General features: G+C 72.5%; 17 protein-coding genes. 10 read left to right on the forward strand and 7 right to left on the reverse strand.

From position 1 onward, the window contains the following. Positions 1–33: 33 nt before the first annotated feature. Positions 34–1,005, reverse strand: coding sequence for a hypothetical protein (locus OHA72_RS25770; protein ID WP_327010362.1), 972 nt, complete (start codon positions 1,003–1,005; stop codon positions 34–36). A gap of 118 nt (positions 1,006–1,123) precedes the next feature. Here OHA72_RS25770 and OHA72_RS25775 point away from each other — a divergent pair, with 118 nt between their 5' ends. The 3 genes from OHA72_RS25775 to OHA72_RS25785 all read left to right on the forward strand — a co-directional run bounded on the left by OHA72_RS25775 (position 1,124) and on the right by OHA72_RS25785 (position 4,823). Further along, positions 1,124–2,722, forward strand: a complete 1,599-nt coding sequence (locus OHA72_RS25775; protein ID WP_327010363.1) for a pectate lyase family protein — start codon at positions 1,124–1,126, stop codon at positions 2,720–2,722. Positions 2,723–2,802: 80 nt separating this feature from the next. Further along, positions 2,803–3,126: a putative quinol monooxygenase gene (locus tag OHA72_RS25780; protein WP_327010364.1), complete on the forward strand. Its 324-nt coding sequence runs from the start codon at positions 2,803–2,805 to the stop codon at positions 3,124–3,126. An 86-nt stretch (positions 3,127–3,212) separates the two neighbouring features. Further along, positions 3,213–4,823 (forward strand): TerD family protein, encoded by a 1,611-nt coding sequence (locus tag OHA72_RS25785; RefSeq protein WP_327010365.1) that lies wholly within the window; start codon positions 3,213–3,215, stop codon positions 4,821–4,823. Here OHA72_RS25785 and OHA72_RS25790 read toward each other — a convergent pair. From OHA72_RS25790 to OHA72_RS25800, 3 genes are all read right to left on the reverse strand, one after another. Next, positions 4,820–5,917, reverse strand: a complete 1,098-nt coding sequence (locus tag OHA72_RS25790) for a DNA glycosylase AlkZ-like family protein (RefSeq protein WP_327010366.1) — start codon at positions 5,915–5,917, stop codon at positions 4,820–4,822. The genes OHA72_RS25785 and OHA72_RS25790 overlap by 4 nt on opposite strands. 659 nt (positions 5,918–6,576) lie before the next feature. Beyond that, a complete protein-coding gene (locus OHA72_RS25795) occupies positions 6,577–12,120 on the reverse strand; it encodes an ATP-binding protein (protein ID WP_327011664.1) in 5,544 nt (1,847 codons plus the stop codon). Positions 12,121–12,313: 193 nt separating this feature from the next. Then, positions 12,314–12,964, reverse strand: a complete 651-nt coding sequence (locus OHA72_RS25800; RefSeq protein ID WP_327010367.1) for an FMN-dependent NADH-azoreductase — start codon at positions 12,962–12,964, stop codon at positions 12,314–12,316. A gap of 170 nt (positions 12,965–13,134) precedes the next feature. On the opposite strand from OHA72_RS25800, the gene OHA72_RS25805 reads away from it, so the two are divergent. Then, on the forward strand, positions 13,135–13,932 hold the full coding sequence (locus OHA72_RS25805) for a leucine-rich repeat domain-containing protein (RefSeq protein WP_327010368.1): 798 nt from the start codon (positions 13,135–13,137) through the stop codon (positions 13,930–13,932). Between the two features lies 1 nt (position 13,933). On the opposite strand, the gene OHA72_RS25810 is transcribed toward OHA72_RS25805, so the two are convergent. Further along, positions 13,934–14,401, reverse strand: coding sequence for an Lrp/AsnC family transcriptional regulator (locus tag OHA72_RS25810; protein WP_327010369.1), 468 nt, complete (start codon positions 14,399–14,401; stop codon positions 13,934–13,936). 131 nt (positions 14,402–14,532) lie between these two features. On the opposite strand from OHA72_RS25810, the gene pdhA reads away from it, so the two are divergent. Genes pdhA through OHA72_RS25830 form a run of 4 tightly spaced genes read left to right on the forward strand, consistent with a single transcriptional unit; the run spans position 14,533 to position 18,693 of the window. Continuing rightward, positions 14,533–15,627: a pyruvate dehydrogenase (acetyl-transferring) E1 component subunit alpha gene (gene pdhA, locus OHA72_RS25815; RefSeq protein WP_327010370.1), complete on the forward strand. Its 1,095-nt coding sequence runs from the start codon at positions 14,533–14,535 to the stop codon at positions 15,625–15,627. A 38-nt stretch (positions 15,628–15,665) separates the two neighbouring features. After that, positions 15,666–16,664, forward strand: a complete 999-nt coding sequence (locus OHA72_RS25820) for an alpha-ketoacid dehydrogenase subunit beta (protein ID WP_327011665.1) — start codon at positions 15,666–15,668, stop codon at positions 16,662–16,664. Continuing rightward, positions 16,664–17,977, forward strand: coding sequence for a dihydrolipoamide acetyltransferase family protein (locus OHA72_RS25825; protein ID WP_327010371.1), 1,314 nt, complete (start codon positions 16,664–16,666; stop codon positions 17,975–17,977). The genes OHA72_RS25820 and OHA72_RS25825 overlap by 1 nt, the downstream gene beginning before the upstream one ends. Further along, positions 17,974–18,693: a lipoate--protein ligase family protein gene (locus tag OHA72_RS25830; RefSeq protein ID WP_327010372.1), complete on the forward strand. Its 720-nt coding sequence runs from the start codon at positions 17,974–17,976 to the stop codon at positions 18,691–18,693. Before OHA72_RS25825 ends, OHA72_RS25830 begins: the two co-directional genes overlap by 4 nt. Here the strand turns inward: OHA72_RS25830 and OHA72_RS25835 are convergent. Next, positions 18,685–19,458 (reverse strand): IclR family transcriptional regulator, encoded by a 774-nt coding sequence (locus OHA72_RS25835; protein ID WP_327010373.1) that lies wholly within the window; start codon positions 19,456–19,458, stop codon positions 18,685–18,687. The genes OHA72_RS25830 and OHA72_RS25835 overlap by 9 nt on opposite strands. 91 nt (positions 19,459–19,549) lie before the next feature. On the opposite strand from OHA72_RS25835, the gene eda reads away from it, so the two are divergent. Then, positions 19,550–20,137: a bifunctional 4-hydroxy-2-oxoglutarate aldolase/2-dehydro-3-deoxy-phosphogluconate aldolase gene (gene eda, locus OHA72_RS25840; protein WP_327010374.1), complete on the forward strand. Its 588-nt coding sequence runs from the start codon at positions 19,550–19,552 to the stop codon at positions 20,135–20,137. Continuing rightward, positions 20,134–21,234, forward strand: coding sequence for a sugar kinase (locus OHA72_RS25845; protein ID WP_327010375.1), 1,101 nt, complete (start codon positions 20,134–20,136; stop codon positions 21,232–21,234). Before eda ends, OHA72_RS25845 begins: the two co-directional genes overlap by 4 nt. 65 nt (positions 21,235–21,299) lie before the next feature. Here OHA72_RS25845 and OHA72_RS25850 read toward each other — a convergent pair whose 3' ends face one another. Beyond that, positions 21,300–21,629, reverse strand: coding sequence for a hypothetical protein (locus OHA72_RS25850; RefSeq protein ID WP_327010376.1), 330 nt, complete (start codon positions 21,627–21,629; stop codon positions 21,300–21,302). Between the last annotated feature and the right edge of the window lie 76 nt (positions 21,630–21,705).

Raw genomic sequence — 21,705 nt, forward strand, 5'->3', positions numbered from 1 at the left:
GATCGGCGTTCCTCCGCCCCGCCACCTGTGTCGTCATGTATCGGCACGTCGCAGGACGTTGTCAGGACCTGACTTCGCTTGCTGCGTGGCCTGATACAGGTTGCGCATCGCGAGGATCGACGAGCGGACCTCCTGCAGCAGTTCGGTCGTGGCCAGGGGGCGGCCCCACTCGGTCATCGCGAGGTCGTCGAAGCCGACCGTCTCGATGCCGCAGCCGTAGGGCCGTCCCAGGAGCCGGACCGCGTCGCAGTGCTGATGCCGCACGTACGGGTCGTTGGTCACCAGCAGGACCCGGTCGGCCGGGGTGGGGGTGTGGATGTGCTCCGCCCAGCCCAGCAGGGTGCAGGCGGTGCTCGCGCGCAGCGGCAGGCGAGTCGACGCGGCGGCGAGGACGTGGACGGCGGGCTGCGCCCAGCTCTGGTGCCACCAGCCGTCGCCGCTGCGCGTCTTCACGGGCTCGGGCAGGTCCAGGAAGCGGCGCAGCGCGGCCGTCATCATGTCGGCCTCGGTCTCCAGGGGTCCGAGGCCGAGGCGGATGCCTTCGCGGTGCTCCCGGTCGTCGCGGTGCCGCAGGCTGCCCAGCCCGGCGACGGTGCCGGCGCGCACGCCGCCGCGCAGCAGCCGGGCGGCGTAGTCGACCCGCCCGAGGGTGACCCGGATGCCGCCGCCGAGGATCACGACATGGTCGTAGCGGTCGTGCCGTGGTGCGGTGCCGCCGAGGCCCAGTGCGTGGATCAGGGCGCGGATCTGCTCGTCGAGGCCGGGGCCGTAGCCGACGCGGGCGGTGTCGAACCGCTCCTTCGTGCCGGCGCGGAAGTCCCAGACCGTGCAGAACTGCGCCACCCGGTCCAGCGTGTCGCCGGTCGGGCCGGCGGTCAGGTCGCCGCCGCCGAAGTGGCCGACGAGCTCGCGCATGGCCGGCGAGGTGATCCAGCCGTGGATCGAGGCCGCGACGGCGGCGGGGTCGGGGCCGCCCGGCTCGCACGGCGGCAGTGGCTCCGGCACCCCGGCAGCCTACAAGACGGCCGATTCCTGCAACAAAGCTGCACATCCCTGGCATTGACTTGCGTCACTGTCCGGCCCAACGTGTGAGGAAAGCGCATTCCTATGCAGGGAGGTACCAATGCAGGAAGCGCACCCCGCCCGCCGCCGCGGGCGTCTCCTCGCCGCAGCCGCCGCAGCCACGGTAGCCGTCGCGTTCATCGTCACGCTCGGGGCGACCGCCAACGCCGCCACGCTGTTCTCCGACGACTTCAACGACGGCAACGCCAACGGCTGGAGCACCTCCGGCGGCACCTGGGCGGTGTCGTCCGGCGCGTACACCCAGTCCGGCGCGAGCGCCGGCGCCAAGTCCCTCGCCGGCACCGCGTCCTGGTCCACGGTGACGGTGTCGGCGAAGGTCAGACCCACCACGTTCGGCAGCTCCGGCTCGCGCGGGATCGGCGTCGCGGCCCGCGCCCAGAGCACCTCGAACTTCTACGCCCTGGTGCTCACCTCGACGGCGGTGCAGCTGCGCAAGGGCGCCACGACCACCCTCGCCTCGGCGCCGTTCACGGCGACCACCGGCACGACGTACACGCTGTCGTTGAGCGCGACCGGGAGCGCCCTCAGCGGCTCCGTCAACGGCGTGCAGGTGGTGGCCGCCTCGGACGGCTCCTACGCCACCGGACGGGCCGGGCTCGTCGCCGGGTACACCGCCGGCTCCTTCGACGACGTCGTGGTCACCGACGCGGCCGGCCCGAGCCAGCCGTCGCCGTCGGTGTCCGTCCCGCCGTCGCGGTCACCGTCGGCCTCGCCGTCGACCAGCACCGGCCCGCCGCAGCCCGGCACCGTCATCGGCTGGGCGGCGCAGGCCGGCGGCACCAGCGGCGGCGCGGGCGGCCCGACGGTCACGGTGTCGACCTGGGCGGACCTCCGGACCCAGGCGCAGGCCGCCGGGGCCAGGACCATCCTGGTCAACGGCATGCTCAGCGGCTCGGGCACGGTGGAGATCTCGGCGAACAAGACGATCCGCGGCGTCGGCTCCGGCTCCGGCGTGTCCGGCACCACCCTCAACATCGAGGACATGCAGCCGGCCAACGTCATCATCCAGAATCTCAACATCCGCGGCGTGCTCGGCACCGACGCGATCCAGATCGAGAACGCCACCCACATCTGGATCGACCACAACACCATGTCCAGCACCATCGAGGACGACCCCGACGTCTACGACGGCATGATCGACATCACCCACGCCGGCGACTACGTCACCGTGTCGTGGAACGTCGTGCGGGCACACTGGAAGACCTCGCTCGTCGGGCACTCCGACGGCAACGCCGGCGAGGACGTGGGGCACCTGCGCGTCACCTACCACCACAACTGGTTCGACCAGACCTTCGAACGCAGCCCGCGGGTCCGCTTCGGCGAGACCGTGCACGTGTACAACAACTACTACTCGAACATCAACCACAACGCCGACTCCTACGCGGTCGCCTCCACCATGAACGCCGGCGTGCTCGTCGAGGCCAACGTCTTCGAGAACGTGCAGCAGGCGTGCTGGTCGGCGAGCGGCTACGCGGACTCGGACCCGGGCAGGCTGGTGGCGCGCGACAACTCGCTCACCAACTCCGGCCCGTGCGAGACCAACGGATCCGTGGCGGCGCCGCCGTACGCCTACACCGCCCAGAGCGCCGGCACCGTCAAGGCGTCCGTCACCGCGGGCGCGGGCGCGGGCAAGCTCTGAGGTTCGTGTCCCGCCGTGTCTGTGCGCCGTTCCTGGGTACTGTGACGGGCGCAGACACGGCGGCCACGAAGGGGTAGTCAATGATCTTCATCACGGCGAAGTTCCAGGTCCGGCCCGAGTATGCGCAGCAGTGGGCGGAGCTGTCCGGCGACTTCACCCGGGCGACGCGGGCGGAGCCCGGCTGCCTGTGGTTCGACTGGTCCCGCAGCCTCGACGACCCGAACGAGTACGTGCTGGTCGAGGCGTTCCGCGACGGCGACGCCGGCGGGGCGCACGTGCAGTCGGCGCACTTCAAGGAGGCGCAGCGGACGCTGCCGCAGTACCTGGCCGCGACGCCGCGCATCGTCAACGCCACCCTTGAGCAGGACGACTGGTCGGAGCTCGGCGAGCTGGCGGTGCACTGATTCCATAGTGGACGGTCCGGGGTGTGACGCGATGATCGACTGCGAGATACCGTGTCGATACGCTCACGCCCCGGAGGTGCCCCCGCATGACGACCGCTGCACTCGCCCGCGGCGCGAACACCACGATCGACGCGACGGCCGTCCAGGCGAAGGTGGCCTGGCGGCCCGGCCCGGCGGTGGACCCGTGCGCGCTGCTGATCGACGCCGGCGGCAAGGTGCGCGGGGACGGCGACTTCGTCTTCTACAACCAGCCGGGTGACGCGTCCGGGGCGGTGTTGCTGAGCACCGACGGTCCCGCGTCGGCGACCTTGACCGTCGACCTCGCGCGGGTACCGGCGGACGTCGACAGCGTCGTCATCGCCGCGTCGATGGACACCGGCACGTTCGACGCGGTGCCGGGGCTCGCGGTGACCGTGTCGGACGGGCGCGGGCGGGTCCTCGCCCGGTTCCCGGTGCTGGACGTGGAGCCGGTCGCCGCGGTGGTGCTCGGCGAGTTCTACCGGCGGCAGGGCCGCTGGAAGTTCCGGGCCATCGGGCAGGGCTGGGACTCCGGGCTGGCCGGCCTGGCGACGCACTACGGGGTCACGGTCGACGAGGAGCCCGCCGCGGAGCCGGATCCGTTGCCGGACCCGGTTGCACGGCCACGGCCCGACTGGTACGTGACGCCGGACCACCCTGGCGTCCTGCGCTGGTGGACCGGCACCGAGTGGAGCGTGCAGACCGTCCCGTTCCGCCACGACACCCCGGCCGTGTGCGGGCGGTGCGGCGGGCCGAAGTACCGCAGCTACGCCGGCGTGCCGTCGGTCTGCCGGCGATGCGAGCCGGAGATCAGCGGCGTGCTGGCCGGGTGGCGGACCAAGGCCGCCAGGGTCCTCGCCGCCACCGGCACGACCGGTCCGGCCTGGGACGAACTGTGGACGGAGCTGCGCTACTACCGGGTCCGGGAGGAGGCCGGTCGTGAGGCGCTGCGCCCGGTCGCCGTACACCACCTGCACCGGCTCCTCACGTTCGCCTTCGCCGACGGGATCATCGAGCAGCACGAGATGGACGGGTTCGACGAAGCGGTCCGCACGCTCGGCGTCATCGACCCCGCGATCAGCACGATGCGCCGCCGGTTGCAGCGCGGCCTGGAGCTCGGGCTGATCAGCAACGGTGCGGTGCCGCGGGTCGCGCAGAGCACCCTGCACCTGGACGCCGACGAGATCCTGCACCTGGAGGTGCCGGCGGTGCGGGTGCGGCAGCTGGCCGCCGGACCGCGCCGCAGCAGCGGCAGGCTCATCGCCACGAACGCCAAGCTGCGTTTCGTCGGCGACACCGCCGGCTCCGACCTCGCCTGGGCCAAGGTCCTGGAGGCCCGCCCCGAGTACGGCACCGTCGTCGTCGCGGCCACGACCGCCCGCGGCGGCGGCAGTTACGAGGTCGGCGACCCCGAGTACGTGGCCGCCGTGCTCACCGGCGTGCTGAAGATCGCCAAGCGGATCGTGGCGGCGCCGGGCCAGCGCGACTCCCGCTCCGTCCCGCCGGCGATCCGGGCCGAGGTGTGGCGCCGCGACGGCGGCGCGTGCGTGGAGTGCCAGGCCACCGAGTACCTCGAGTTCGACCACGTCATCCCGTGGAGCCGCGGCGGCGCGACCAGCGTCGGCAATCTCCAGCTGCTGTGCCGCCGCTGCAACCTCGCCAAGGGCGCCAGGATCTAGCCTTCCGTGGTCAGCCGCAGCCAGCCGGCGAGGGCGTTGATCTCGGACCTGACGGCTGCCGTTGTCGCCTTCGGGAACGGCTCGTCCTCGTGGATCGCGTTGATCCGCAGGACGTCGGCCTTGCGGTCGGCGGTCGCGTCGAGCTTGCCGACCAGGCGGTCGCCGTGCAGGATCGGCAGCGCGTAGTAGCCCCACCGGCGTTTCGCGACAGGCTTGTACATCTCCAGGCCGTAGTCGAACCCGAACAGCTCCAGGGCCCGCTTCCGGTCGTGGATCAGCCGGTCGAACGGCGACAGCAGCGCGGCCCTGCCGGCGAACGGCCGCCCCAGTCGGTCCAGCTGCTCGGGGTCGACCCGCCAGGTGCCCTTGACCCCCTCGACGACGGCGGGCTCACCCACCTCGCCGACGCCCCACGGCTCGATCGGCACCTCGGTCGTCTTCGCCCGGGCGATGCCGAGGGCCCGCAGCCGCCGCTCACCCCGCCTTTGCGGCGCCTCGTCGGCGGGGACGGGCCGATCGTCGGGGTACACCCGCTCGGCGAGGTCCCACAACCGGTCCCGCCCCTGCCGCCCGGCGACCGCCACCTCACCCAGCGCCGCCATCAGGTCGAGCAGCCGGATGACGTTCTGGTCGTTGGTCCAGCCGGTCGACGCCCAGGGCACCGCACACGTGTCCGGCAGCGTCCGCGACGGCAGCGGCCCATCCGCGGCCAGCCGGGCGAGGATGTCCTGCCGGCACGCGTCGTTGGCCCGCAGCCACTCACGGTGCCGCGGATACGTGAGGCCGTCCTCGCGTCGCTGGGCCATCTCGGCCCGGTACAGCGCGATGTCCTCGGCGGGCCGGATCGTCGCGGCCAGCTCGACCAGCTCGCGCCGCTTGAGCGCGTCGACGAGGTCCGCGGGCGCGTACACCGCGCCGAGCCTGCTCCACGCGACGAGGTCCGCGGTGGGCGCGACGGCCGCGGTCGGGTCGATCTGCAGCAACGTCAGATGCCGCACCAGCTCCGGCAGCCCGGAGGGCCGATCCTGGTCCAGCAGTTGCGCACGGACGGCGATCCGGCGCGCGTCGACGGGGGAGAGTCGGTGCGTGGTCACCCCCCGAGGCTAGGCCGTGTCTGTTGGGTTGTGGGGGCTGCCGTCCGCCGATGCGCTGTGTGCCCTTTTTTCCGGGTTCGCGTGCGTGTTTGGCATGCCCGTAATGGAAAATCCATCACGGCGCCGTGTCAAGGTGATGCCAAGCCAGGTCCGAACTCGCATGATCCAGGTCCGTCGAGGTCATCATTCGGTGCTACAACACCGTCGCTGGTCCAAAGAACGAACAAATCACCCATATCACAGCACGCCCGGAGCACGCGCCAAGATCTACGATCTTGGCCGCTTGATCGAAGGATCCGGGTGGTCGTCCGGACGACCACGGGGCGCCTTCGATCATGAGCCGAGACAGAAGATCGCCGTCCGAGTGCTGGTACTACCCGGTCCAGTGATCGATGGTCTTCGTCTTTTGACCAGCGACGGTGTTGTAGCACCGAATGATGACCTCGACGGCGCTGGACCATGTGAATTCGGACCTGGCTTGGCATCACCCCAGGCACGGCACGGACGGTGACAGCGCTACCCGTCGCGCCGCCGAAGGCTGCGCGGAACCACAAACGGCCGCAGCCGTGCTGGATCTTCTATTGCGGGCATGCCAAACACGCACGCGAACCGCAACCGAAAGACGATCACTGACTCCTGGGGGAGTACAGGCGCGTAGCTCAACGTTTCATGCCGTGCTCGATCGCTTCGATGATGCGGGGGCGCAGCTCGGCGGCGCTGATGATCGCGTCGACGGAGCCCACGGTGACCGCGCGCTGGATGTTGTGGACGCGGTCGAACTCGGCGGCCACCTCGCCGAGCTTCTCGGCGCGCACCGAGGAGTGCACCTCGGCGAGCTGGGCGTTGAGCGCGGCCCGCTCGGCGCCGCTGGCCGCGGTGACCCGGGCCTGCAGGTCGGTGACGCGCGGGTCGGTCGCGGTGCGGTTGTTCACGTCGCCGGTGAACACGACCGCGGCGGCCGGGGCGCCGCCGAGCACGGAGGCGAAGGAGCCCTCCAGGGCCAGGACGGTCATGTTCGGGTTGAGGGCCTTGGAGAAGACCACGAACGCGCCGCCGTGGTAGCGGGAGATGACGCAGAAGACGATCGGGCCTTCGAAGTTGACGATGGCGCGGCCGATCTCGGCGCCGTACTCCAGCTGCAGCTTGCGCATCGACTCGGGGGAGCCGTCGAAGCCGGACAGGTTCGCCAGGACGACGAGGGGCCGGTTGCCGGAGGCGGCGTTGATGGCCCGTGCGGTCTTCTTCGACGAGCGTGGGAAGAGGGTGCCGGCGGTGTACGTGTCCGGGCCGTCGGTGGGTGGGAAGCCGCGCCGTGGCACCGAGCGGGACTCGATGCCGATGAGGCAGACCGGCCAGCCGCCGATGTGCGCGTCCTGCACCGCGGACGTCTCCGCGTCGGCCATACCGGCCCAGCGTTCCAGCACGGGGTGGTCCTGGTCGGACAGGGCCCGCATCACGGTGCGGATGTCGAACGGCTTCTTGCGGTCGGGGTTGTGCGTCGCGGAGAAGATCTGGCCGACGGTGGTGAAGTCGCTGCCGACGATCGCGTGCGGGTAGTCGGAGACGTCACGGTCGACCGGGTCCGCGGAAGCGGCCCTGCGTGGTCCGGTCTCACCGGGTACGACGTACGTGTGGTCGTAATGTGCCATGAGCACGTCGCGGGCGGCCGGCAGGTACGGTGCCCAGTACTGTGCCTGGCCGTTGGGGCCCATGACGCGGTCGTAGCCGCCGATGCCGTAGTTGTCCTCGGCGGACACGCCGCCGGAGAAGTCCAGGGACTGCTTGCCGGTGAGGACCATCGCCGAGTCAGGGGTCATGACGAGGATGCCCTTGGTGTGCATGAGCATCGTCGCTTCGGCGTTCCAGTAGGGCTGGGCGCCGACGTTGATCCCGGCGACCACGATGTTGATCTCGCCGCCGGCCTGGGTGAAGGTGACGATGCGTTTGAGGGCGGCGGCGACCCAGTCCATGTTCTCGGTGCCGGAGCTCATCGAGATCTTCGCGCCGGCGGACAGGGCGAACCACTCCAGGGGTACCCGCATCCGGGCGGCGAGGTCGAGCGCGGCGATCACGCGGGAGCACTCGGGCTCGGCGAGGGCGCCGAGCGCCTTCGTCGGGTCGCCGAGCAGCACGACGCGGGTGATGCCCTCGGGGTGCCGTTCGGTGAGGGTGGTGACGACGCCGGCGACGATCGCCGCGGTGTTCCTGCCCTTCGGGCGGTCGACGGGCACGAGGGCCCCGTCGACGAGGTCGTGCTCGACGAAGGTGCCGTCGGGGCCGGCGAGCAGGCCGGTCAGCTCGTAGGGGTAGACGTTGCCGCGGCGGGCCGCGCGCAGCACCTTCTGCCGGTAGTCGTCGAGGGGCTGCAGCGGCTCGGTCGACGGCTTGTCGACGAACAGCTGCACGCCGTGGCCGGGGTCGAGGGTGATCCGCACGGCGACCTCGCTGAGGTCGCCGGCCGAGTTGCGCTGCCGGGCGATGAACTGGACCTCTTCGAGGCCGGCGCCCGCCGTGGTCGGCAGGATGCGCTGGACGAGGGCGTTGAGCTCCTCGCCGGTCAGCTCGGTCGACGGCCAGACGTACATCAGGATCCGGTTGGTGTCGAACCGCTTGTTCTGCGGCCGCTGCGCCTGGATGTTGCGGATCGCGTCGAGGCCGGCGGTGATCGCGTCCTCGACGGCGGGCAGCGCGACCAGGCGGCCGTCGGCCTCGCGCAGCGGGGTCAGGTCGCGGACCTGCCCCATCGCGATGAGCCGCTCGTCGGCCGGGTTGCTGCGGGCTACCGCCTTGAACAGGTAGATCTCCTCGTCCGCGGACGGCAGCCGGGTGAGGTCGAACTCGCGCAGCCGGTGCAGCTGGAGGCGCTGCGCGATCTGCGGGTGCAGGCCACGGATCAGCCGGTCCTCAACGAAGCCGGAGCCGAGGCCGGAGCCGACGCCCGAGCCGAGGCCGGAAACGACGCCCGAGCCGGCGCTCGCGCCGGCGGGGCGGAACGTGAAGTGGTGGTGCATCACGGCGCCGCTGGTGCCGGCGACGGTGGTGGTGATCCGGCGCACGGCCGCGGGCAGCGGCTGCTCGGCGAGCAGTTCCGCGAGCCGCACCGCGATCGCGTCGGCGTCGGGCTGATCCTCCCAGGTGACGTACAGGTCGGCGACCAGCCCGTCGTCGGCGACGCCGGCGGCCAGCTCGGTCACCGCGCCGATGGCGTGCGGCAGGGCGGCGATGTCGACGGCGGTGGTGACGATGCGGACCACGCCGGAGGAGTCGGTGCGCTCGGCGGTGACGAACCGGCAGCCGGCCGCCTCCCGCACGGTGACGCCGGACAGCGCCCGGTTGCCGTAGTACCGCCGGGTCAGGACCTCCAGCAGGGGCGCGTGGTCGCGGCCGGGGCGCCCGATCCGCTGGCCGATCAGGCGGACCAGGGGCTCCGCGCTGGCGACCATGGCCTGGATGCGTTCGGCGCGGTCCGGGGCGTCGGGGTTGCGGTCCAGGTGGAGCAGGTCCTCGCGGACCGCGGCGTAGACCTTCGCGCGGTTGCGGCGCAGCAGCGGCTGCGCGAACCAGCGGAACACCACGCCGCGGGCCAGGTCCGACACCGCGGGGAAGCGGACCTGGGTGGCCTCGACGAGGTGCTCGAGGGTGAGCCCGGCGCGCTCGCTGAGCGACTCGAGGGGCGGCAGGCCGCCCAGCCACTGCCGCAGCAGCTCCGACACGACCGCGACGTCGGTGGACATGCGCTGCTGGGCGAGGAAGATCCGGAAGACGGCGGCTTCGAGCTCCGGCGTGCGGTCCAGCTCGGTGACGCCGTAGTGCCGCAACGCCTTGCGCAGCTTGGCCTGGAACCCTTCGGGGAGGCCGGCCCGCTCGACGTCGAGGCTCTGCAGGTAGCTGTGGAAGAACTCGCGGGGGCTGTGGACGGGGCTGCCCGGCTCCTCCTCGAACTCGCCGGCGGGCTTGTTGCGGCTCAGCTCCGACAGGTCGGCGAACGTGGTCAGCAGGTCCAGCTCACCCGCGAGGGGCCGGCCGCTGAGGTCGGCGCGCGCGGCGAGGTAGCCCGACAGCAGCCGCCGGCCGTCCTGCGGGTCGACGTCGAAGCCGAGCAGGAGGCTGCACAGGTCCTGCAGGCCGCGCTCGACCCGCTCGGCCGCGGACACGTCGACCGGCTCGGGCGGCAGCTCGATCTCGGCGACCTCGGCCACGTCGGTGTCCTCGGCCCCGGAGGCGCCGTCGGCGAGGGGCTCCAGGCGCATCAGCGGCGTGCCGGTCTCGACCTGGCTGCCGACCGACACCGGGCACTCGCGGACCCGGGCGCGGAACGGCGCGCGCAGCACCGTCTCCATCTTCATGCTCTCCAGCACGAGGATCGGCGCGCCGGCCTCGACCTCGTCGCCGACCGCCAGCGGCGTCGCCACGACCAGCGCGGGTGCGGGGGAGCGCACGACGCCGCCCTCGTCGCGGCTGATGCGGTGGGTGGTGCCGTCGACCTCGACCAGGTGGATCGGGCCGTGGGTGGCGGTGACCAGCCGGAACCGGTGGCCGTTGACCATGATCCGGCCGCTGTGCTCGTCGAAGCGTTCGATCTCGACGTCGACGGGGTGCACGTCGCCGCCGCCGGAGACGCCGACGCGGTAGCGCTTCTGCCCGGTGCGGGCGACGCTGACGCGGTAGCCGACGCCGCGGAGCTTCAGGTCCAGGGGGCGGCCGGTCTCGTGCTGGACCTGGGGGCGCCCGCCGTGCGCGGTGGACAGCAGCCGGTGCCGGCTGATCTCCTCCTCGTCCTGGTATGCCTCGATCGCGGCGGCGGCCAGGGCGACCGCGGAGTGGCGGTGGCTGACCAGGCGGCCCTCGGCGCGGACCCGGTCGATCCAGCCGGTGTCGGCGCTGGCGTCGATCACCTCGGGCTGGTCGAGCAGGTCGATCACGAAGCTCTTGTTGGTCGTGCCGCCCTCGATGATGACGGTGGTCTCGGCCATCGCCCGGCGCAGCCGGGCCAGGGCCTCGTCGCGGTCGCGGCCGTACGCGATGATCTTCGCGATCATCGAGTCGAAGTCGGCGGGGATGGTGTCGCCCTCGCTGACGCCGGTGTCGACGCGGATGCCGGGCCCGGCGGGCAGCGCCAGGCGGGCGATGCGGCCGGGTGAGGGCGCGAAGTCGCGGTCGGGGTCCTCGGCGTTGAGCCGCGCCTCGACGGCGTGGCCGCTCTCGACCGGCTGCGGGCCTTCGAGGCGGCCGCCGCCGGCGACGTGCAGCTGCAGCTTGACCAGGTCGGTGCCGGTGGTGATCTCGGTGATCGGGTGCTCGACCTGCAGGCGGGTGTTGACCTCGAGGAAGGCGAACAGCCGCTCCCCGGGGTGGTAGAGGAACTCCACGGTGCAGGCGCCGCGGTAGCCGACGGCGACGGCGAGCCGCTCGGCGGAGGCCTTGAGCTCGGCGGCCTGCTCCGGTGCCAGGACCGGGGAGGCGGACTCCTCGATGATCTTCTGGTTTCGCCGCTGTACGGAGCAGTCACGCACGCCGAGTGCCCAGGCGGTGCCCTTCCCGTCGGCGATGACCTGGACCTCGACGTGCCGGGCGCCGGTGACCAGGCGCTCCAGGAAGACCACGCCGGAGCCGAAGGCGCGCAGCGCCTCCTGGCTGGTGCGCTCGTAGGCGTCGGTGAGGTCCTCGGGGGAGGCGACCATGCGGATGCCGCGCCCGCCGCCGCCGGCGGTCGCCTTGAGCATCAGCGGATAGCCGATCTCCTCACCGGCGCGCAGCGCGTCGGCGAGGGTGGCGACCGCGCCGCGGCTCCACGGCGCGACGGGGACGCCGACCTCCTCGGCGACGAGCTTCGAGCCGATCTTGTCACCGAGCTTGCGCATCGCCTCCGCGCTCGGCCCGATGAACGTCACGCCGAGCTTGTCGCACAGTTCCGCGAACGCCGGGTCCTCGGCGACGAACCCCCAGCCGACCCATGCGGCGTCGGCCCCGGTCCGGACCAGGGCCTGCTCCAGGACCGCGTGGTCGAGATACGGGCGGGCCGACGCGGGGCCCAGCGGGTAGACGATGTCGGCCTCGCGGACGAATGTCGCGGTCCGGTCGGCGTCGGTGTAGAGAGCGACCGTCTCGATCCGCGTCCCGGTTTCGGCCGAAAGATCCCGGACGGCGTGGATGAGCCGCATTGCGGCCTCTCCGCGGTTGACGATGGCGACACGACTGAACACCGGTTGAGCCTCCCAGTTTCCCCACACACAGCAGGCGACGTCCGGGTCCCGGAGCGCCGCCTGCACCTTGCTACACCCTGCGTGATTACCGGCCAGTACGCCACTGTGCCGCATCACGCATCCCGGTGCCGTCGTGTTGTAAGGATCCCACAAAAGGAATCTCCGCCAACCACCAGGTCCATGGTGACCGGCGTCACCCTGGCAGTGGTACCGCCGGCGCCGCGAACTCCGGTGCCAGGTGATGGGCCCTGGCGATGGCGGTGGCCATCGCCGATTCGCGCAGGGCTGAGATGTCGGTCGGCTGGGCGGAGATGAAGTCGATGTCGGTGATGCCGATGAACCCGAAGATGGACCGCAGGTAGGGCTCCTGGAAGTCCAGCGCGTGCAGGGGCCCGGCGGGTGAGTAGTCGCTGCCCCGTGCGGTGACGCAGACCATCCGCTTGCCGTGCACGAGCGGCTCGGGGTAGCCCAGGTCGTTGAACCGGAACAGGTAGCCGGGCTGCACGATGCAGTCGATGTAGTACTTCAGCGTGTAGGGGATGCTCAGGTTCCACATCGGGCTGGAGATGACGTAGACGTCGGCGGCGAGGAAACGCTCGATGAGCTGCTCGATCTGCCGCCACGACTCGACGTGCTCGCGGCCGATCGGCTGCCCGTGGTTGAGCGTGTACTTGGTCTCGATGTTGTTCCCGGCGAGGGCCGGCAGGTCGTGGTTGAACAGGTCGACGACCTCGACCTCGAGCTCCGGCGCGTGCCTGCCCAGCTCGGTGAGGAACTGCTCGGCGACCTGCAGGGTGTTGGACTTGTCGCTGCGGGGCGAGGCGATGACGTGCAGGACCTTCATGGTCTCCCTCTTCCGGGGGCACGCGGGGCGACCGTCACGCCGCATCTCAGATTGTCGACAGTCGACGGCAGCCGAGGCAAGATCGACCGGACGGCGCCGCCGGCCGCCGGACGGCCATCCTGCGCGGCACGGGGCACCGATGGCGGTGCCGCCGTCGATATGCTGGCGCGGTGGGTGCTCAGGACGGCACGCCGAGGACGTTCTCCAACCGGTTCGCCGACGCGGTCGGGCCCGCCGGTGCGGAGCCGGACCGGGACCGCTGCCGGTGCGTGGGGCACAGCGTCGCGACGCGGCCCACGTCCGTGGACTTCCACGCCGACCGGCAGGACACCACGGCGCCCGGATGGCTGCGCCTGCTGGAGCTCATCGACGAGGCGGCCGCCGACCGGCGCGCGGTGTTCAAGCCGTTCGTGCAGCTCAGCGCGGCGCAGCGCCGGCAGGTCGTCACCCTCCCGGCGCAGATCGCGAAGCTGACCGAGGTGCGGCATCTCGTGCTGTACGGCACGAACCTGGTCCGCGTCCCGCCCGAGATCGGCGCCATGGCGAGCCTCGAGCGCTTCGAGCCGTACACGTCGCACCGGCTGCACTGGTACCCGTACGAGCTGAGCCGGTGCGCCGGGATCGCCGACAGCACGGTCAGCACCCGCGTGCTCTACGGCAACTTCAAGTTCCGGCCGCCGTTCCCGCGGCTGCGGCCGGTGACCGACGCCGCCGACGCCGACTTCGCCGCGCTCGACCCCGGGGTGTGGGGCGCCGACGCCGTGCGGTCCTGCAGCGTGTGCGACGGCCCGGTCGGCCGGGAGCTGCACCAGGTCTGGATCTCCCGCGCCGTCGGCACCGACGTGCTGCCGCTGCTCGTCAACGCCTGCTCGGCGGCGTGCGTGGCGGCGCTGCCCGACCCGTACCCCAGATACCTGCCGCCGCACACCGGCGGTCCGCAGGTCCTGCAGCCGGCACCCGGCTGGTAGCTCAGCGGGCCTCCCACATCGAGGCGGCCGTCGGAGGCTCGAACTCCTCGAAGACCAGCAGGGTCCGGGTGCTCAGGACGCCCGGCATGCCCTGGATCACGTCCAGGACCAGGCGGCGCAGGTCGGCGTTGTCCTTGGCGCGCACCAGCAGGATCACGTCGAACTCGCCGCCGACGAGGGCGATGTGCACGACGCCGGGCAGGGTGCGCAACTGCTCGCCGACCACCCGCCACTCCGCCTGGCGCAGGTTGATCGTCAGGTACGCCGACGTGCCCATCCCGGCGGCCACGTGATCGACGTCCGCGCGGAACCCGCGGATGACGTTCGTGTCCCGCAGCCGCTGGACCCGGGCGTAGGCGTTGGCGCGGGAGATGTGCAGCAGCTCGGCCAGGGTGCGCATCGACATGCGGCCGTCCCGGCTGAGCTCCACGAGGATGCGGCGGTCGATGTCGTCGAGCGGGGCGGCCACGTGTCTCGGCCCCCTTCCTGAACGAGCCTTAGGTTTGGACGTTTGGCATCGTACGGCGGGCTCCGGGCCTCCATCTTCTCGTTCTTCGGCGCGCAGTGGAACGCGAATGGCGCGAGGCTCAGGATTGCGGCATGACGCGTGACCCGAGTCACCTGCTGCCGGGCGAGGAACCCGTCGCCCTCATCGATGCGAGCGGCCGGGCCCTGCACGCCGGGCCCTACGCGGCCCCCGAGCCGGCGGCGCTGGTCCGGGCGCTCGGGGCGCTGCTCACCGCGCGGCGGCTCAACGACCAGGCGTACGCGCTGGTCCGGCAGGGGCGCCTGGCCGTGTACCCGTCCTCGCACGGGCAGGAGGCCTGCCAGGTCGCCGCGGCCCAGGTGCTCGACGACGGCGACTGGCTGTTCCCCACCTACCGCGACACCGTCGCCGCCGTCGGCAGGGGCGTCGACCCCGTCGAGGCGCTGAGCCTGCTCAAGGGCGACTGGCACTGCGGATACGACCCGTACGAGCACAATGTCGCACCGCACGCCACGCCCCTGGCCACGCAGCTGCCGCACGCGGTCGGCGTCGCGCACGCGGCCAGGCTGCGCGGCGAACCGACCGTCGTCATGGCCATGTGCGGCGACGGCGGCACCAGCGAGGGCGACTTCCACGAGGCGCTCAACTTCGCCGCCGTCTTCCACGCCCCGGTCGTGTTCTTCGTGCAGAACAACGGCTACGCCATCAGCGTCCCGCTGTCGCGGCAGACCGCGGCACCGTCCCTGGCGCACAAGGGGGTCGGCTACGGCGTGCCCGGCGAACGCGTCGACGGCAACGACATGGCCGCGCTGCTCGCCGTCCTCGGTGCCGCCGTCGACCGGGCCCGCGCAGGCGAGGGCCCGCAGCTCGTCGAGGCGCTCACGTACCGGATGCAGGCGCACACCAACGCCGACGACGCCACCCGGTACCGCGACGACGCCGAGGTCGCCGCGTGGGTCGAACGGGACCCCATCACCCGCCTCACCACCCACCTGCGCGAACGCGGACTGGTCGGCGACGAGGAGCTCGCCGGGTTCGCCGCCGAGGCGGAACGCGTCGCGGCGCACCTGCGCGACGGGCTCAACCGCGATGTCGAACCCGACCCGGCCGACCTGTTCGCGCACGTGTACGCGACCCCGACACCGCAGTTGCGGGAGCAGGCGGCACTGATCGCCGACGAGCTCAGCCGAGAAGGAGCGCCCCGATGACCACCGTCGCCGAGCCCAGGACCGCCGCGCTTCCCTCCATGCGGCAGGCCGCGCCGCAGCACGCCACGCTGTCGATGGCGCAGGCGCTCAACCGGGCCCTGCGCGACGCCATGGCCGAGGACCCGGCGGTCGTCGTGTTCGGCGAGGACGTCGGCGCGCTCGGCGGCGTCTTCCGCGTCACCGACGGCCTCACCGCCGACTTCGGCGAGGCCCGCTGCTTCGACACGCCCCTGGCCGAGTCCGGGATCGTCGGCATGGCCGTCGGCATGGCGATGAACGGCATGCGCCCGGTCGTGGAGATGCAGTTCGACGCGTTCGCGTACCCGGCGTTCGAGCAGATCGTCAGCCACGTCGCGAAGATGCGCAACCGCACCCGCGGCCGGGTCGCGCTGCCGATGGTGATCCGGGTGCCGTACGCCGGTGGCATCGGCGGCGTCGAGCACCACTGCGACTCCTCGGAGGCCTACTACGCCCACACGCCGGGGCTGCACGTGCTCGCCCCGGCGACGCCGTCGGACGCCTACGCGCTGCTGCGCGCGGCGATCGCGTCGCCGGACCCGGTCGTGTTCCTGGAGCCGAAGAAGCTCTACTGGAGCAAGGGCGAGGTCGAGATCCCGTCCCAGGCACCCGGTATCGGCTCGGCCGTCGTGCGCCGCCACGGTACGGATGCCACGCTGATCGCCTACGGACCGGCCGTCCCGGTCGCCCTCGAGGCCGCCGAGACCGCCGCACGCGAAGGGCGCAGCCTCCAGGTGGTCGACCTGCGCTCGATCGTGCCGTTCGACGACGAGACCGTCTGCGCCGCGGTGCGCTCCACCGGCCGCGCCGTGGTCGTCACCGAGTCCGCCGGGTTCGCCGGCGTCTCCGCCGAGATCGTCGCCCGGGTCACGGAGCGCTGCTTCAACGCCCTCGCCGCGCCGATCCGCCGGGTGAGCGGCCTGGACATCCCGTACCCGCCGCCGAAGCTGGAGCACTTCCAGCTGCCCGGCGTGGACCGGGTCCTCGACGCCGTCGACGACCTGCAATGGGAGCAGTGATGGCGGCACAGACCTTCCTGCTGCCGGACCTCGGCGAGGGCCTCACCGAGGCGGAGGTCGTGCGGTGGCTGGTGGCCGAGGGTGACACCGTCGCCGTGGACCAGAGCATCGTCGAGGTGGAGACGGCCAAGTCGATGGTCGAGGTGCCGTCGCCGTTCGCGGGCCGGGTCGAGACCCTGCACGCCGCGCCCGGCGCCACCGTCGCGGTCGGCAAGCCCCTCATCACGGTGGCCGCGCCGGCACCGGCCGTCGTGGCCGCCGCCACCTACCGGGAGGAGGAGCAGGCAGGCTCCGGCAACGTCCTCATCGGGTACGGCACCTCCGGCGGCACCGCCACGGGCCGTCGCCGCCGCCCCCGGAACAGCAACGTCCGGCCGTCCGCCCCCGCCGTCCCGGCCGCCCCCGCCGTCCCGGCCACCCCGGCCACCCCTGCCGCCCCGGACGCCTCGGACGCCTCGGACGCCCCGACGCGGCGGGTGCCACTGGTGATCTCGCCGCTGGTGCGCAACCTCGCCCGCGCCAACGGTGTCGACCTGCGCGCAGTCCAGGCGACGGGCGAGGGCGGCGTCATCACCCGGTCCGATGTGGAGCGCGCCGCCGAGCGGCCTGCCCCGGCCCCGGCGACCGCGGTGGCGGGTGAGCGGCGGGTGCCGCTCAACGGGTTCCGCAAGGCCGTGTCGGCGGCGCTGAGCCGCAGCCGCGCCGAGATCCCCGAGGCGACCGTGTGGGTCGACGTCGACGCGACGGACCTGTGGCGGCTGCGGGAGAGCAACCCCGCCGGGCCCGGGCTGCTGGCGTACATCGCCCGCTTCGTCGTCGCGGGCCTGCGCGAGTACCCGGTGTTCAACGCCAGGCTCGACGCCGAGCGGCAGGAGATCGTCGAGTTCGACCAGGTGCACCTCGGCATCGCCGTGCAGGGCGAGCGCGGGCTCGTCGTCCCGGCCGTCATTGGCGCCGACGGCATGACCACCGCGCAGCTCGACACGGAGATCCGGCGGCTCACCGCGAGCGCCCGCGAGGGCCGCAGCACAACGCGGGAGCTGTCGGCGGGGACGTTCACGCTCAACAACTACGGCGCGTTCCGGGTCGACGGCAGCGCCGCGATCATCAACCACCCGCAGGTCGCGATCCTCGGCCTCGGCCGGATCATCGACCGGCCGTGGGTCGTGGACGGCCAGTTGTGCGTCCGTAAGATCACGCAGATGAGCTTCGTGTTCGACCACCGCGTGTGCGACGGCGGCACCGCTGCCGGCTTCATGCGCAGCGTCGCCGACGCGATCGAGGACCCCGCCTCGGTGATCGCCCGGCTGTGACCGTCGTGCTGCTCGCCTCGGACCCGCTGCCCGGCGGGCCCGAGGACGACGTCGCGCTCGGGCCGCGGCTGCTGCGTGACGGCCCGGGCGGCGGGCGGGAGTTCCTGCGCATCCACTCGCCGGCGCCGACCGCGGCGTTCAGCCGCCGGGACACCCTGCGCCCCGGCTACCCGGCCGCCGCCGAAGCGGTGCGGCGGCTCGGCTGCACGCCCGTGGTGCGCCCGCAGGGTGGCAGCCTGGCCGTCTACCACCGCGGGAGCGTCGTCATCGACCACGTGTACCGCACGCCGGACGCGTCCCGGGATCCCGTCGAGCGGTTCCGGCGGTTCGCCGCCCTGCACGCGTCGGTGCTCACCGGCCTGGGCGTCGACGCCAGGATCGGGGCCGTTGCGGGCGAGTACTGCCCCGGTGAGTACAGCGTCAACATCGGCGGCACCAGGAAGGTCGTCGGGTCCGCCCAGCGGGTCACCCGCGACGGCTGGCTGTTCAGCTCGATCGTCCAGGTCACCGGCGCGGACGCGCTGCGCGGGCCGCTGGTCGTCGCCTACCGCCAGCTCGGCTACGACTTCGACCCGGACACCGTCGGCACCGTGCAGGACGACGCCCCCGGCGTGACGGTCGAGGCGGTCACGGCCGCGCTGCTGGCCGCCTACGGCGTGACCCCGCCGCGCCGGGCCGGCCCGGCGCGTCAGGCTGACAGCACAGTGTCAGGCTGACAGCATGCTGCGGGCCTGGCCGAGCGGCCGGACGAGCTCGGTGAGCGCGGCGACGATCCGCCCCTCCACCTCTGCGCTCATCCGGGTGGTCGGCACCGACACGGACACGGCGTCGGTGGCCGGGTCGGTCAGCGGCACCGCCATCGCGAAGCACATGATGCCCTCCGCGTTCTCCTCCCGGTCCACCGCGTAGCCGGCCTCGCGGACCGTCGCGAGGGCCCGGTGCAGGTCGCCGCGCTCGGTGACGGTGCCCGGGGTGAGCCGCTCCAGGGGCCATTTCCCGCCGAGCATCCTGTCCACGTCGCGGTCCGGGTGCTGGGCGAGCAGCGCCTTGCCCAGCGCCGTCGCGTGCGCGGGCAGCCGCCGGCCGACGGCGCTGTAGAGCCGCAGGCGGTGGGTGGAGTCCCGCTTGGCGAGATACACGATCTGGGTGCCGTCGATGCGGCCCAGGTGCACGGTCTCGCCGAGGCGGCGGGACAGTTCGTCCAGGACGCCGGACATCACCGCGACGCTGTCGTCGCCGTCGAGATAGGCGGCGCCGACCTGCAGGGCGCGCATACCCAGCCGGAACCGGGTACCGGTCTCGTCGGCGCGCACCCAGCCGCGGGCGGTCATGGTGCGCATCAGGCCGTGCAGGCTGCTCTTGGGGATGTCCAGCGCCCGGGCCAGGTCGACCAGGGTCCAGGACCGGGGCTGGTCCGCGAGGACCTCGAGCACGTCGAGCGTGCGTCCGGCGGACTTGACCGGCTGGAAGTCGTCGTGCACGGCGCCACTGTAGCGAACGGGGGACGCTTCCACTATGTTCACACTTGTGACTGACGTTCAGAATAATGAACAGCTTGCCATAGGTCGGGTCGTGCCGGTGGTGGTCCTGGAGGACGCCCGGCACGCCGACGCGCTCGGCGACGCCCTCGCGAAGGGCGGCCTGAAGGCGGCCGAGATCACCCTGCGCACCGCCGCCGGACTGGACGCGATCGAGGCCCTCGCCGGCCGCGAGGACCTGATCGTCGGCGCCGGCACGGTCCTGACCGCCCAGCAGGCCGAGCGCGCCATCGCCGCCGGCGCCCGGTTCGTGGTGACGCCGGGCTTCGCGCCCGCGGTCGTCGCCGCCTGCCAGGACGCCGGGGTCCTCGTCGTGCCGGGCGCCGCCACCGCCACGGAGATCCAGATGGCCCTCGACGCCGGCCTGGACATCGTCAAGTTCTTCCCCGCCGAGCAGCTCGGCGGGGCCGCGATGATCAAGGCCCTCGCCGCGCCGTTCCGCGGGGTGCGGTTCATCCCCACGGGCGGCATCACGCCCGCGGTGATGCCGGGCTACCTCGCGCTGAGCGCGGTCCTCGCGATCGGCGCGAGCTGGATCGTCGCGCCGGACCTCCTGGCGGCGCAGCGCTGGGACGAAGTGACCGCCCGCGCCGCGGCCGCGGTGGAGGTGGCGGCCGCATGACGCTGGAACTGCGACCGAAGGCGGAGTGCCGCTACGACCTGGTCTCGCTCGGCGAGGTGATGCTGCGCCTGGATCCCGGCATCGGCCGGGTCCGCACCGCCCGCAGCTTCCAGGCCTGGGAGGGCGGCGGGGAATACAACGTGGCCCGCGGCCTGCGCCGCTGCTTCGGCCTGCGGACCGCGATCGTCACCGCCTTCGCCGACAACGAGGTCGGCCGGCTCCTGGAGGACCTCATCCTGCAGGGCGGCGTCGACACCTCGTTCATCCGCTGGGTCCCGTATGACGGCATCGGCCGCGCCGCCCGCAACGGGCTCAACTTCACCGAGCGCGGCTTCGGCGTCCGCGGCGCCGTCGGCACCTCCGACCGCGGGCACACCGCCGCCAGCCAGCTGCGGCCCGAGGACGTCGACTGGGAGCACCTCTTCGGCACCCTCGGCGTGCGGTGGCTGCACACCGGCGGCATCTACGCCGCGCTGTCCGAGACGGCGCCGGAGACGGTCGAGGCGGCGATGACCGCCGCGCGCCGGCACGGCACGATCGTCTCCTACGACCTCAACTACCGGCCCAGCCTGTGGAAGGCGGTCGGCGGGCAGGCCCGCGCCCAGGAGGTCAACCGCCGCCTCGCCGGCCTCGTCGACGTCATGATCGGCAACGAGGAGGACTTCACGGCCTGCCTCGGCTTCGCTGTGCCGGACACCGACATCCACGCCGGAGCCCTCGATGCCGGCAACTTCAAGTCGATGATCAAGGCGGTCGTCGAGGAGTACCCAGGCTTCAAGGTCGTCGCCACGACGCTGCGCGCGGTGCACAGCGCCACCGTCAACGACTGGGGCGCCGTGGCCTGGGCCGGCGGCGACTTCGCCGAGGCGACGCACCGGCCCGGCCTGGAGATCCTCGACCGGGTCGGCGGCGGCGACAGCTTCGCCTCCGGGCTCATCTTCGCCCTGCTGGAGCGCGACGGCGGCATCGCGACCGCGGTCGAGTACGGCGCGGCGCACGGCGCCCTCGCCATGACCACGCCCGGCGACACGTCGATGGCGAGTCTCGCCGAGGTCGAGTCGCTCGTGCGCGGCGGCGGCGCCCGCGTCCAGCGTTGAACCCCGGCCCCCGGCAGGTGTGCCTCGCACAGCCACCTGCCGGGGCCGGGTGCATGGGATGCCGGCTACGCCTCGGTCTTCACAGAGAAGGCAAGGATGGCGAGCAGCAGGAAGGTCGTGACCGTGCCGACGATCACGGCGAAGGTGGCCCGCCCGCGGCCGTGGCCGTTGTGCCCAGCGGCCCGGACGAACGCCCACACGCCCAGCCCCAGGGCGACCGGCCCGAGCGGCCAGAAGAAGATCGCGAACAGCGCGACGTAGCCGGACGTGACGGCCTGCCAGGACCGCCCGACCGGCACCACCCAGTGCACCGCGCTGGCCGGCGACCCGCCGTATCCGGGCGCTGCGCCGTACCCGGGTGCGGCGGGCGGCTGATACAGCTGGTGATGCGACATGGTCCGGCGACCTCCGTGCCCGTGTTCCCCCGTTGACGTTGCCGTCCAACTGTCGCGGACCCTGGGCCGCCGCGCT

The organism is Dactylosporangium sp. NBC_01737 (assembly GCF_035963215.1).
Taxonomy (GTDB): domain Bacteria; phylum Actinomycetota; class Actinomycetes; order Mycobacteriales; family Micromonosporaceae; genus Dactylosporangium.

Bases quoted from the DNA above. Each gene is read 5' to 3' on its own strand.
- OHA72_RS25775 (WP_327010363.1), top strand. From the start codon at position 1,124: ATGCAGGAAGCGCACCCCGCCCGCCGCCGCGGGCGTCTCCTCGCCGCA.
- OHA72_RS25780 (WP_327010364.1), top strand. From the start codon at position 2,803: ATGATCTTCATCACGGCGAAGTTCCAGGTCCGGCCCGAGTATGCGCAG.
- OHA72_RS25785 (WP_327010365.1), top strand. From the start codon at position 3,213: ATGACGACCGCTGCACTCGCCCGCGGCGCGAACACCACGATCGACGCG.
- OHA72_RS25800 (WP_327010367.1), bottom strand. From the start codon at position 12,964: ATGAAGGTCCTGCACGTCATCGCCTCGCCCCGCAGCGACAAGTCCAAC.
- pdhA (WP_327010370.1), top strand. From the start codon at position 14,533: ATGACGCGTGACCCGAGTCACCTGCTGCCGGGCGAGGAACCCGTCGCC.
- OHA72_RS25820 (WP_327011665.1), top strand. From the start codon at position 15,666: ATGCGGCAGGCCGCGCCGCAGCACGCCACGCTGTCGATGGCGCAGGCG.
- OHA72_RS25825 (WP_327010371.1), top strand. From the start codon at position 16,664: ATGGCGGCACAGACCTTCCTGCTGCCGGACCTCGGCGAGGGCCTCACC.
- OHA72_RS25845 (WP_327010375.1), top strand. From the start codon at position 20,134: ATGACGCTGGAACTGCGACCGAAGGCGGAGTGCCGCTACGACCTGGTC.
- OHA72_RS25850 (WP_327010376.1), bottom strand. From the start codon at position 21,629: ATGTCGCATCACCAGCTGTATCAGCCGCCCGCCGCACCCGGGTACGGC.